Raw genomic sequence first — 12075 nt, 5'->3', positions numbered from 1 at the left:
TTACTCCTCCTCTTCTTCACAAAGGAAAATAAAACAGGACTCCTTTATCGTCCCGCTCAACTCCTGCTTCCCCAATATGAAGAAGATAATCAAGCTGCCCAATGGTCTCTGACATCGTTAAGCCCGTTTCCTTTTTGTATACAGCCGGGAAAAGACGCATACACACCTCAAACGCTGTGTGCGGCTTTTCTTTCAGCATCTCTTTCACAGACATCGCCCGCTCATGCTGACGCTCTAAGCGACGAGTTATCAAAGGCACAATATTTCTTACTTCTTTTCCATGTCCTGTATAAACCGTGTCAACCGGAACATTCATCATTTTTCTCAGCGATTCATTATACTGAAGCTGAGGCTTCGGCCGTTCTTCTCCACGGTTAAGCGGCGGCTCAAGAAGTGGATTGGAAGAAATCGTCGCTAAAATATGGTCCCCAGCAATTAAAGCCCCATCTCTCTCCCGAAAAAAGGCCAGGTGGCTTTGAGCATGACCAGGCGTTTCAAAAACACGCCACTCTTCCAGCCCTGGCAGTCGGTCACCTTCTTGGACAGCAGTCGTTAACGCACTATTTTCACTGCTGAACTTTAACGGCGACTGTATCTTCCCAAGCATCGTCTCTGCTTCTGGCGGTAAACCAGCTTGTAAAAAAAGCTCTCGAAAAAAGAGAAAATTTTCTTTTAAAAATTCTTCATCCTTAGCGAGCCACTTTTTGCAATATGGGTGTCCGATAATGTCAATGCCTTCTGGAAGAAAATCAAGCAGTCCAATATGATCAGGATGATGATGAGTTAAAACAGCTTGTTCGATATCATCCACTGTATAACCAATCTCAGATAAGCCAGATGTGAACGCTTCAAAAGAAGCAGCTGTTTTAACACCTGCATCTACAAGGGTTAAACGGTCACCTTTTATTAGAAAAACATTTACATCACCGACCGGAAAAGGAGTCGGCAATGTGATTTTTATAATATCGCCAAAACTTTCAACATTCATAAACGAAACACCTGCCTGCATATAATAAGCATATCTTTATTTCAAAAAAACAATCTTTTTACTCATTTTAGCTTCTCTCTAAGTATTTGTCATTATTTTCACACAATGGAATTGGAAAAATTAACTTTATTTTTCATTTGCCCTTGACAGATGAATTGGTTTTTTGCATAATCACATATAACTCAAACTATAAACACTTAAAAGAAAATTCTCATAATAAACGAGCGATGAAAAAGGATCAGTAAATAAAAAATGGTGCCAGAGAATGGAGCCCGCCGGCTGAAAAGCTCCATCACCCGCTTTTTTATTGAACCTGCCTTTTGAGCCTTTAGGAAAACCTAAACGCAGACCCGGCGTTATCGGGATCAGAGTGTGCAGAATTTTTATTTCTGCAAACAAAGGTGGTACCACGGAAGCAAACACCCTTTCGTCCTTTACTAGAGGACGAAAGGGTGTTTTTTTTATTTATCGACTCACATTTTATTTAAAGGAGGATATTCAGATGAAAACGACATTTATCGGTGCTGGCTCTATGGCGGAAGCGATGATTTCAGGTGCTATCTCAAACGGTGCCCTTACTGCCGATGATATTTATGCAACGAACAAAGCGAACTCAGACCGGCTTCAGAAACTTAACAAGCGTTATGGAATTCACACTGGCTACGAAATAGAAGCTATGCTTTCAGATAGCAGCATTGTCGTGTTAGCGATGAAACCAAAAGATGCAAAAGATGCGTTAGAAAAGATTAAAGAGCACCTCTCACCTTCCTCTTTAATTGTTACGCTGATGGCAGGGGTAACGACTCATTTTATTGAACAAATGACAGGACGGTCTTGTGCAATCGTTCGTGCTATGCCGAATACATCTGCAGCAGTTGGAAAATCAGCGACAGCCATCGCTATAAATGAGCATGTGACAGAACAACAAAAAATGGCGGCGCTCGCTCTTTTTTCTTCCATCGGACTTACAAAAATTGTAAAAGAAGAGCAATTAGATGCGGTGACAGGTCTTTCTGGGAGCGGCCCAGCTTACATTTATTATGTCGCAGAGGCGATGGAACAAGCGGCAGAAGCCATTGGTCTTGAAAAAGAAACGGCCAAACCGCTTATCATCCAAACGCTGCTCGGGGCAGCTGAAATGCTTTCTGTGTCAGAAGGAAAAGCGGAACAGCTTCGCAAAGGTGTCACGAGCCCAGGCGGCACAACAGAAGCTGGCATTCGAATTTTAGAAGACGAAAAAGTCAAGCAAGCTTTTGTAGACTGCATTGTAGAAGCCACTGCCCAATCCAAACGCCTCGGCCTTCCTTACCAAAACCCAGTAAAGCAATAAGCCAATTATTTTGGCTCTTCAAAATGCCTTGCTATAATGGAATTTGGCAGATATTGAAGGAGGATTCCAATGGCAAGAAAATTATTTGAACCTTACACGATTAAAGATGTTACCTTAAAGAACCGAATCGTCATGTCGCCGATGTGCATGTATTCTGCGGAAGAGGACGGCAAAGTAAACGATTGGCACCTCGTTCACTACCCAGGGCGAGCAGTCGGTCAAGTTGGTTTGATTATCGTAGAAGCAACTGCGGTTACTCCTGAAGGCCGAATTAGCGAAAATGATCTCGGCATATGGAGCGATGACCATACAGCTGGATTTAAAAAGCTCGTTTCTTTAGTAAAAGCCCACGATGCGAAAATTGGCATTCAGCTCGCTCATGCTGGGCGTAAGTCCGAAGTAAGAGGAGAAATTTTAGCCCCTACTGCATTAGCATTCGATGAAACAATGAAAACACCGAAAGAAATGACAAAAGCTGAAATTAAACAAACGATCGAAGCGTTTGCCGAAGGAGCTAGACGAGCAAAAGAAGCAGGCTTTGACGTTATCGAGCTTCATGGTGCACACGGATACTTAATCAATGAATTCCTTTCCCCGCTGACGAATCACCGGGAAGATGAATACGGCGGAAGCACGGAAAATAGACTTCGCTTTTTACAACAAATCATTCAAGCAGTCCGAAGCATTTGGAACGGCCCTTTGTTTGTTCGGGTATCAGCGAATGATTACAATGAAAACGGGCTGAATGCCGATGACTACAGCGAGATCGCTAAGCAATTGAAAGAGTTGGGTGTTGATTTAATAGATGTTAGCTCAGGAGCCGTTGTACCGGCAAAAATCAGTGTTTTCCCCGGCTATCAAGTGAAATTTGCTGAAACGATTAAACATGGTGCCAACATTCCTGTAGGAGCGGTCGGCATGATTACGTCCCCTTCTCAGGCTGAAGAAATTTTGCGTAACGAACGAGCAGACTTAATTTTCCTCGGCCGTGAATTATTGCGAGATCCTTATTGGCCGCGCCGAGCAGCGATCGAGTTAAAAACAGAAATAAAAGCACCTGTACAGTACGAACGGGGCTGGTAATAAAAATGTCAGGCTATTAACCAACTCCCTCTTTCTTGTACGTTTTGAAAGATATCTGTTGGCCATCAGCCTGACGTGATATAAATGATTTTTCATCTATACTCTAGAGTCTGCTTTCCTGGAAGGAAAGCGGACTTTTTCGCTTTTCATCAAATCGAAAACTCCATAAAATCATAAGCAAGAAGGACCGGGGTAAAGACGGCTTCCGCTTCTCTCTTTAGCTGTTCCATTTCATCTTTTGTATACCTGGAACTAATGTGATTTAAAATGAGTGTTTTTACACCGGCTTTTGAAGCAATTTCTGCTGCCTGAGCCGTTGTAGAATGAAAATAGTCGTGGGCCATTTGCGGAGTTTCCGCTGAAAATGTTGCTTCATGAATGAGCAGATCGGCTTCCCTCGCAAGTTCAACAGCCGCCTCACAAGGCCGCGAATCCCCTAAAATCGCGATAGTTTTACCTTTTTGCGGCAAGCCGGTATACTTTTTCGGATCAATAAGCCGGCCATCCTCTAATGTAACCGTATTTCCTAATTTAATTTCTTTATAGAGAGGCCCCGGAGGTATTCCGTCTTTTTTCAACTCTTCCACAAGCAGGACTCCCGGCTTGTCCTTTTCTTGAAGTCGATATCCGTACGACTCAATGCCGTGTTCAAGCCGACGGGCTGTTACGGTTAGATGGTCATCTTCAAACACATGTCCTTCATCTATTTCTATTATTTCCAACTCATACTGCAGCCTTGTTCCGCTTATACTGATAGAGACTTGAATAAACTCTTTAATTCCTTTTGGCCCATACACTGTAAGCGGCAGCTCGCCGCCTTGGAAAGAGCGGCTTCCGAGCAAACCCGGCAGACCAAAAATATGGTCACCGTGCAAATGAGTAATAAATATTTTTTCAATCCGTCTCGGTTTAAGAGACGTATGTAAAATTTGATGCTGTGTCGCTTCCCCGCAATCAAATAGCCAGACTGCCCCTCTTTCGTTCAACATCCTGAGCGCTAGTGAACTTACATTTCTTACTTTTCCCGGCACACCTGCTCCGGTTCCTAGAAATAAAATATCCATTCTGTCCACTTCCTTAAAAAAATTTAACAATAAGACAAAAAGTGCGTTAATCTGCAGCCATTAAGGGTATACAAAATAAAATGCTGTCTATACAGAGGGAGGTTGGGCTTTTGAAAAGATTTATGTCAGCTTTCAAAACATCCGCTGCTACCCTGTCTGATGGAGCAAGAGAATACTTGGGGACAGAAAGAGAGCGGATTGAAGGCGCACTCACAGCCAAACAAATCTACAAAAAACAAGGAAGAGACGAAGTAGAGAAATGGATCTCCATTATTCGCGAAGGAGAAATGCGCTTAAATAGCGATCTTGATTACACATACTTAACCCCTTATATTCAATTGGCTATTCAATATCAAATCCCCTATCTAATTGTAGAAAGCGACGAATTTGAGACAAATATTGGCCTCGTGATCGCCCATGCTTATGCCGTTGATAAAGACAGCATTTGGCTGAAAGATGAGAAAAAAATCGGAAAAAACAGTCCCTCTATCACTTTGAAACGGCAAATCGATCCATTCTTTGCTGTGGAAGGTGAACATTCCTGAACTACAATCATTCTTGTAACTTTTATTCATTCTTTACGTCATCATCTTCTTCTGTATGGCCGGGTACGGCTTCTTTGCCAACCGGTCTCTTTTCGTTTGCCTGATGAATGATTCCATCCCCATATTTTTCATTGATCCTTTTCATCGTTTCCATTAATGAGGCTTTTTTAGCCGTCTGCTCATAGGAAAATAAATCAAGCTGTACATCTGCCTGCCCTTTCTCCACTAGGTCAGACAGCGTAATACCGAGAAGACGGACTCCATTTCCGTTCCAATGCTTTAGAAATAAATATTTAGCCTCTTCTAAGATAGCACTAGTATTTTGCGTTGGTTCTGCTAACCTTTTGCTGCGTGTAATCGTCTTCCAATCTTTGTAACGAATCATAATACTAATGGACGTACCAAGAACCTCTTTTTTTTGCAACCGGGCAGCGACTCTCTCAGACAGCTTCTGAAGCACGGCCAAAAGCTCCTGCTGCTTTGTTTCATCTTTTGGCAGTGTAATAGACTGTCCTACACTTTTAAAATCATTCGCTGCCTCAGGATCAACTTTACGATGATCAACGCCATTCGCTCGCTCTTTCAAACGCATTCCTCTAATACCCAAGCGACTTTTAAGCAAATGATCATTTCCCTTAGCTAAATCGCCAATCGTTAAAATGCCAAGAGCTGCGAGCTTATCTGCTGTTTTTTGCCCGACACCGTGCATGTTTATCACGGGTAGAGGCCATAAAACAGCGGGGACCTCTCTCTTTCTTAATACGGTAATCCCGAGAGGTTTTTTCATGTCTGATGCCATTTTAGCTAGAAACTTATTAGGTGCTACTCCGATGCTGCACGGCAGTGACAAGTGTGCTAAAATTTGTTCCTGAATCGCCCGAGCAATGTCTAAAGGCTTCCCGAGCGAATGACTATTCGTTATATCTAAGTATCCTTCGTCAATAGATACGGGTTCGATAAGCGGAGTATATTGGGTCAAAATACGAAACATTTCCTGTGACGCCTGCCGGTACCGTTCAAAATTTGGGGGCAAAATAATTAATTCCGGACATAGTCTCTTTGCTTCCCAAACTGTCATCGTCGTTTTTATCCCAAACTCTCTTGCTTCATAGCTGCAAGTGACAATAATGCCTTTCCGTTCTTGGGGATTTCCAGCGATCGCAAGAGGCCTTCCCCGCAACGAGGGATCATGGGCAACTTCTACGGATGCATAAAAGCTGTTCATATCAACATGCAGGATGACACGTCCATTCTTTGGATAAAAATTTTCCAATTTATCCACTCCCGCTGTTATTTTCGAATAATAACTATCTTTTTATTATACAACGAAAAAGGAAAAACAACATGTATTCTATTGAAGATAGAACTGAGCCTCTTGATAGAAATATTATTATTCATTAAATAATTTTGAAAATTCATTTACAAATTTTTTAGAATAAGATAAACTGACATTAAATAAGCCTTTTCACAGAAATTTAACAATTTAACATTTTTATTCAATTTTAATATAGAACTGTTTAGTCTGCTCACTTTTCCTTCCAGAATTGTTCCAGCAGTCAAAGAGCCAGTCTGTACCAACCTGTTGTCTTTAGATCGGTTGATTACTGCTGGCTTTTATTATACATAAAAAACTAAAAATTCATAATAAACAGTGTTTTTGCTACATTGTGGAAAGGCTTAAGGATTTACAGGAGGTTATACATAATGGAAAAGCAGCAAGATTTCAACAAAGTATTGTCTAGGGTCGATGTTCTTGTACTCGCTTTTGGCGCTATGATCGGCTGGGGCTGGGTCGTCTTGTCAGGCGATTGGATACTAAAAGCAGGATCAATCGGCTCCATTATCGCCTTTCTTCTCGGCGGTGTTCTCGTTATTTGTGTAGGTCTAACCTACGCGGAAATGACAACCGTTTTCCCAAAGACTGGGGGCGCCTATCACTTTCTCAAAGAAACACTCGGAATGAAAGCAGCCTTCATTGTGGCCTGGGCCCTCTTGCTTGGCTATATTTCAGTGGTGGCATTTGAAGCAGTTGCTCTGCCTACAGTCGTAGAGTATATTTTTCCTAATTATCAAGCTGGTTATCTATGGACCCTTGGCGGCTGGGATGTTTACTTTTCCTGGGCAGCGATCGGAATGGTCGGATCGATCATCGTAACCATCATTAACTGGATCGGTGTTAAGCAGGCGGCCTTTTTGCAAATTGTTTTAACTTTGTTGTTAACGGCTATCGGATTAATGCTCGTGTTTGGTTCTACATTTGGCGGCGGTGAAATTCAAAATATGGATCCATTGTTTGTCGGAGGAATGGCAGGCGTGATGGGTGTGATGATCATGACCCCTTTCTTATTCGTTGGATTTGACGTTATCCCGCAAGTAGCCGAAGAAATGAACATTCCAATGAAAGCGATTGGCAAAATCATTATTTTATCTGTTAGTTTCGCTGTTCTATGGTATGTACTTATTATTTACGGTGTTTCCCTAAGTCTTGGACCAAATGAATTAAAGCTTTCCACTCTTGCGACAGCTGATGCGATGGGAGCGGCTTTTGGTTCACCGTTATTTGCTAAAATTTTGATTCTTGGCGGAATTGCTGGTATTTTAACGAGCTGGAATGCTTTTATCATTGGCGCGAGCCGGATTATGTATGCTATGGCACAAGATGGAGCCCTGCCAGCGTGGTTCGGTAAAATCCATCCAACATACAAAACACCTGCTAATGCCATTTTAGTTATTGGTCTTCTTTCTACTCTGAGCCCACTGCTCGGCCGGCCGGCACTCGTCTGGTTTGTTGATGCTGGAGGACTTGCTATTGTACTCGCTTACTTTATGGTTTCTGTTTCCTTTTTGTGGCTGCGTAAAAACAAGCCCGAGTTAGAAAGACCTTTCAAAGCTGGCAACAGTAGCTTGATCGGCTGGTCTTCTCTAATCTTGACCATTGGCTTTATCATTTTGTATATGCCAGGTATGCCATCTGCACTAATCTGGCCTTATGAATGGGTTATTACACTTGCCTGGTGGGCTGTTGGTTTCTACTTCTTGTTTAAAAAGTCCTCTCCAACAACACCAGCAATATCAAATAATGAGGTGAATAAACATGTCAATAAATGAAACCTTAACTAACGAATTAGTAGAGCTTGACAAGAAACACTTTATCCATCCAACTTCTTCTATTAAAGAACAGCAGGAAAATGGACCAGCTATTATTTTTAAAGAAGGAAAAGGTGTCTACTTAACAGATATTGAAGGGAAAAAATATATTGAAGGAATGGCATCCCTTTGGAATGTTAATGTCGGTTATGGACGGACAGAATTAGCCGAAGCAGCGAAAGAACAATTAGAAACCCTTGCATTTGCTTCAAGCTTTGCTACATTCAGCAACGAGCCCGCTATCCGTCTTGCCACAAAAGTAGCCGACATGGCACCAGGCGATTTAAACGCTGTTTTCTTTACATCTGGCGGCTCAGAATCAAATGACACCTCTTATAAACTTGTTCGCCATTATTGGAAAATAAAAGGACAGCCAAACAAAACAAAAATTATTTCCCGGGAACGCGCTTACCATGGAGTAGCAGTCGGCTCTACGAGTGCTACGGGCATTAAGGATTTCCACCATATGACGACCTCTCTCGCAACAGGGTTTGTTCATACTGAATCTTTTTCACCGGAAGCATTAAGAAAGACGATTGAAGCAGAAGGTGCCGATACGATTGCTGCCTTCATCGCCGAGCCTGTTCAAGGAGCTGGCGGAGTCAATATCCCGCCGGACGGTTATTTTCAGGAAATCCGTAAAATTTGTGATGAATACAACATCCTTTTAATTGCGGATGAGGTCATTACGGGGTTTGGCCGGACAGGTAAAATGTTTGCCTGCGAGCATTGGGGCATCGTTCCTGATGTCATGCTGCTCGCAAAAGGAATTTCTAGCGGGTACATTCCACTTGGTGCGGTTGTCGTGCGTGACCATGTTCACCAAGACTTTATTAATCTGTCTGAAGGAACTCTCTTACACGGATTTACGTATAGCGGCCATCCGACCGCATGCGCAGTTGGATTAAAAAATATTGAAATTCTAGAGAGAGAGAATCTTGTTCAAAACTCAAAAGAAATGGGAGCCCTCCTTCATGAGAAATTAAGAGCGTTCCAATCAGAAACAAACATCGTCGGAGAAGTTCGTTTCCTTGGTCTAATCGGCGCTTTAGAAATCGTGAAAAACCAGCAAACGAATGAACGCTTCTCCGAAAAGCTTGCTCCGCAAATTATTACAGAAGCACGAAAACGCGGACTCATCCTGCGTACCGTTACGTTTGGCGACTCTGATACAATCGTATTTGCCCCGCCACTCGTCATCAATGAAGAAGAAGTAAACGAACTTGTCAGCATTTTAAAGGCTGCTATTTTAGAAGTTCAACAAGCTGCTTTATAAGACACCAAGAGTGACAGGTTCTGTTTTCACTCTGTTAACAAACGTCGATTTCCTTTGATACTCATGAAATATAAAGCCTGGATCGCAGTTTACCAAGTAATCAGCGATCCAGGCTTCTTTAAAATCATCTTTTCTTTTTAACTGTACCCTTTAGTCGTTTATGTTTTCTTGAGCCTGCCTGTTTATATGAAGAGGCAGCATGGCGGAGTTTTGTACGCCAGGAGAATTTCAACTTAAAAGAGAATTCTAAACTGTTAGACCACTTGCCTAATATTCACCCTAGCAGGGCTTTTTTCCTTCACCTGTTTTAACGTCGCTACTATCAGAAAGCTAACAATTACTAACAAGAGCCAAGAACTTACCTTTCCGAGATGAACGAGACTCCATGCATCAGTTTGGTTTGGATATTGCCAAGCTCCAAAAAACGTAGCGATATTTTCAGCGATCCATATAAAAAATCCGATGAGCACAAAAGAAAGCGCAAGCGGCATACGGTAACGAGTTCCGCCAACCTCATATATGACCCAGGATTTCCAAAAGACGATGATGACAAGGGCAGATAACCACCAACGAACGTCCATCCAAAAATGATGAATGAAAAAATTCAAATAAATCGCTGCTGCAAGCGGCACAACGACTACAAGCGGCGGCCATTTCATTAGTTCAATCTTAAGCCTCCTCCACGCCTGGCAAAGATAACTCGCTACACTGGCATACATGAATCCACTATACAAAGGCACTCCAAAAACTTTGAAATACCCTTCCTCCGGATAAGACCAGGAGCCCATATGTACCTTGAAAAGTTCAAGCGCAAGCCCGATAAGATGAAATAATGTAATAACCTTTAGTTCATCCCGGGTTTCAAGTCCAGAACGCACCATCCACCACTGCATCAGCAAACAGATGATGAGCATCCAGTCGTACCGTGCCAGGAAAGGAAGCGGCACGATCTGTGTAAAAGCTAAAGAGGCAAAAAGAACGACAGGAAATAAACAGGATAAGGCCTGCTCCCAACCAAAGCGAACGAGTTGTGTCAGTGCTCTCATGCTTTGTTCCTCCAGTTTTTTTGGAATATATGTAAGTACTGTAGACAAACTAGTACCATTCCTCGTCACCCGTCTTGAGTGTCCTCATCACTTCGGTATTCTAAAATGTCTCCTGGCTGACATTCTAAAGCTTTGCAAATCGCTTCTAAAGTTGAAAATCGAATCGCTTTTGCCTTGCCATTTTTTAATATCGAAAGGTTAGCCATTGTGATCCCTACCCTCTCCGAAAGTTCCGTTACGCTCATTTTTCTTTTAGCCAGCATGACATCAATATTGATGATAATTGCCACGTTATTCACCTCAGACCGTTAAATCGTTTTCTGATTTTATATCAATAGCAGCTTTTAAAAGCCTTTGCAGAACAGCAGCGAAGACAGCAATCACGATGGAAGCAAAGATGATGATCAGCCCGATTAATATGATACCCGGGGCGTCATCCTTCTCCGCTATGAGATATAAAAGCGGCATATTGAACACATATAAGATACTGATTGTAATGGCACAATATTTTATATTTTTTAAAGCTCCTACAGATAATTCGGAGAACGCTTCGTTCCGGTCAATATAGTGTAACAATTTAAAAGCCTGATACAAAGCGAAGTAAAAAGGAATCGCCGCTGCATCCAAGCCAATTAAAACGAGATATTTCAAATAGGCCCTATCTGGATACAATTCTTCTGCAAAATTCGCTATTTCAGGCACTAAAAATATACACAAAGCAAGAACTGGAATGCCAATAATTATAACAGCTATCTTTAAAAAGAGTGTTGTCCCTCGTTCCATACAAAACACCTCACATCTATATTTTCAATTTGAATTTACCATATCATTTATCGTTTTACAATAAATTTTTATCTATTTATATTATAATTTTATTGCTAAACAAATATTCTTATTATTTTTAGCAAAAAGAAAAAGCATTCCTCATTACAAAGAAATGCTTTATAACGTCTTCAATGAATTCGTTCCGTCCATACAAAAAGATAGCAGGGATCGGTGATCCTTACTATCTTCGCCATTTATATACGTTTAACTTACCGCTGTACCTTTTATATTGTCTATACAGAAGAGGCTTTCGTATTCTTCATATACTCTTGGATATCCTTTATCCCTTCAAGTGAAGAGACGAGTATATCCGGGTCGATGATCGTGATGAGACGTTCTGAAAAAGAAGCAATCCCCGTAAAATATTTCGTTTTATCATAAGCCGCAATTCCTAGCTGTTTTAACGATTCGGGCGAGATATCGATAATTTCCTTCGCTTCTTTGACTAAGAATCCAATCGGCAGTGCCTGTGTTTGCACGACGAGCAGCCGCGCCTCCTCTGATTCAGCAAGGGTTCGATTATAAAGAACTGCTTCAAAATCAATAACCGGTATAAGATCCCCTCTCGCCTTGGTCACTCCTCTCATATAAAAAGGCATATGAGGAATAGGGTTAATGAACTCTACTTTTTCAATTGAGATAACGGATTGCACTGAAACTGCATATTCTTCTCGGCCGCTTTCAAAAATGACAGCTTTATTGACTGGCTGCATAAAAACTCCCCTTTTGTCTTTTTCTTTTACTGTATCATAAGGAGGAGGAAACAGGCAA

General features: G+C 41.8%; 12 protein-coding genes and 1 other annotated feature. Of the genes, 5 read left to right on the top strand and 7 right to left on the bottom strand.

Annotated elements, in window-relative coordinates; translation table 11 throughout:
- Positions 1–16 precede the first annotated feature (16 nt).
- Complete coding sequence (locus A8F95_RS03055) at positions 17–988, bottom strand: MBL fold metallo-hydrolase (protein WP_065409171.1); 972 nt, start codon at positions 986–988, stop codon at positions 17–19.
- 218 nt (positions 989–1206) lie between these two features.
- Positions 1207–1426 (top strand) — a binding site (T-box leader).
- A 64-nt stretch (positions 1427–1490) separates the two neighbouring features.
- On the opposite strand from A8F95_RS03055, the gene proC reads away from it, so the two are divergent.
- Positions 1491–2318, top strand: a complete 828-nt coding sequence (gene proC, locus A8F95_RS03045; protein WP_065409169.1) for a pyrroline-5-carboxylate reductase — start codon at positions 1491–1493, stop codon at positions 2316–2318.
- A 69-nt stretch (positions 2319–2387) separates the two neighbouring features.
- The gene (gene namA / locus A8F95_RS03040; protein ID WP_065409168.1) at positions 2388–3401 is read left to right on the top strand and encodes an NADPH dehydrogenase NamA; all 1014 of its coding nucleotides are present in this window, start codon (positions 2388–2390) and stop codon (positions 3399–3401) included.
- Positions 3402–3550: 149 nt separating this feature from the next.
- Here namA and rnz read toward each other — a convergent pair whose 3' ends face one another.
- Positions 3551–4465, bottom strand: a complete 915-nt coding sequence (rnz, locus tag A8F95_RS03035) for a ribonuclease Z (protein WP_065409167.1) — start codon at positions 4463–4465, stop codon at positions 3551–3553.
- 110 nt (positions 4466–4575) lie between these two features.
- Between rnz and A8F95_RS03030 the strand changes: the two genes are divergently transcribed.
- Positions 4576–5010, top strand: a complete 435-nt coding sequence (locus A8F95_RS03030; protein ID WP_065409166.1) for a DUF1694 domain-containing protein — start codon at positions 4576–4578, stop codon at positions 5008–5010.
- Positions 5011–5032: 22 nt separating this feature from the next.
- On the opposite strand, the gene A8F95_RS03025 is transcribed toward A8F95_RS03030, so the two are convergent.
- Positions 5033–6283, bottom strand: a complete 1251-nt coding sequence (locus tag A8F95_RS03025; RefSeq protein WP_065409165.1) for a DNA polymerase IV — start codon at positions 6281–6283, stop codon at positions 5033–5035.
- 431 nt (positions 6284–6714) lie between these two features.
- Between A8F95_RS03025 and A8F95_RS03020 the strand changes: the two genes are divergently transcribed.
- Both A8F95_RS03020 and A8F95_RS03015 read left to right on the top strand, forming a co-directional pair.
- Positions 6715–8118 (top strand): APC family permease, encoded by a 1404-nt coding sequence (locus A8F95_RS03020; protein WP_065409164.1) that lies wholly within the window; start codon positions 6715–6717, stop codon positions 8116–8118.
- Positions 8105–9433 (top strand): aminotransferase family protein, encoded by a 1329-nt coding sequence (locus A8F95_RS03015; protein ID WP_065409163.1) that lies wholly within the window; start codon positions 8105–8107, stop codon positions 9431–9433. The genes A8F95_RS03020 and A8F95_RS03015 overlap by 14 nt, the downstream gene beginning before the upstream one ends.
- A gap of 254 nt (positions 9434–9687) precedes the next feature.
- Here A8F95_RS03015 and A8F95_RS03010 read toward each other — a convergent pair whose 3' ends face one another.
- The 4 genes from A8F95_RS03010 to A8F95_RS02995 form a co-directional block, all read right to left on the bottom strand.
- Positions 9688–10479, bottom strand: coding sequence for a DUF817 domain-containing protein (locus A8F95_RS03010; protein ID WP_065409162.1), 792 nt, complete (start codon positions 10477–10479; stop codon positions 9688–9690).
- A 65-nt stretch (positions 10480–10544) separates the two neighbouring features.
- Positions 10545–10769 (bottom strand): helix-turn-helix domain-containing protein, encoded by a 225-nt coding sequence (locus tag A8F95_RS03005; RefSeq protein ID WP_065409161.1) that lies wholly within the window; start codon positions 10767–10769, stop codon positions 10545–10547.
- A 10-nt stretch (positions 10770–10779) separates the two neighbouring features.
- A complete protein-coding gene (locus tag A8F95_RS03000) occupies positions 10780–11262 on the bottom strand; it encodes a DUF2975 domain-containing protein (RefSeq protein WP_065409160.1) in 483 nt (160 codons plus the stop codon).
- Between the two features lie 275 nt (positions 11263–11537).
- Positions 11538–12017 carry a chemotaxis protein CheW gene (locus tag A8F95_RS02995; RefSeq protein ID WP_065409159.1) on the bottom strand — a complete coding sequence of 160 codons (480 nt, stop codon included), beginning with the start codon at positions 12015–12017 and terminating at the stop codon, positions 11538–11540.
- Positions 12018–12075: the final 58 nt, after the last annotated feature.

This window comes from Pseudobacillus wudalianchiensis (genome assembly GCF_001685015.1).
Taxonomy (GTDB): Bacteria; Bacillota; Bacilli; order Bacillales; family Domibacillaceae; genus Pseudobacillus; species Pseudobacillus wudalianchiensis.
Note: the sequence above shows the minus strand (reverse complement) of the source record. Positions and strands in the feature narration are given on the sequence as shown.

Excerpts from the sequence above, each read along its gene's own strand:
- A8F95_RS02995 (WP_065409159.1), bottom strand. The coding sequence starts at position 12,017 with ATGCAGCCAGTCAATAAAGCTGTCATTTTTGAAAGCGGCCGAGAAGAA.
- proC (WP_065409169.1), top strand. The coding sequence starts at position 1,491 with ATGAAAACGACATTTATCGGTGCTGGCTCTATGGCGGAAGCGATGATT.
- A8F95_RS03020 (WP_065409164.1), top strand. The coding sequence starts at position 6,715 with ATGGAAAAGCAGCAAGATTTCAACAAAGTATTGTCTAGGGTCGATGTT.
- A8F95_RS03010 (WP_065409162.1), bottom strand. The coding sequence starts at position 10,479 with ATGAGAGCACTGACACAACTCGTTCGCTTTGGTTGGGAGCAGGCCTTA.
- namA (WP_065409168.1), top strand. The coding sequence starts at position 2,388 with ATGGCAAGAAAATTATTTGAACCTTACACGATTAAAGATGTTACCTTA.
- A8F95_RS03055 (WP_065409171.1), bottom strand. The coding sequence starts at position 988 with ATGAATGTTGAAAGTTTTGGCGATATTATAAAAATCACATTGCCGACT.
- rnz (WP_065409167.1), bottom strand. The coding sequence starts at position 4,465 with ATGGATATTTTATTTCTAGGAACCGGAGCAGGTGTGCCGGGAAAAGTA.
- A8F95_RS03000 (WP_065409160.1), bottom strand. The coding sequence starts at position 11,262 with ATGGAACGAGGGACAACACTCTTTTTAAAGATAGCTGTTATAATTATT.
- A8F95_RS03015 (WP_065409163.1), top strand. The coding sequence starts at position 8,105 with ATGTCAATAAATGAAACCTTAACTAACGAATTAGTAGAGCTTGACAAG.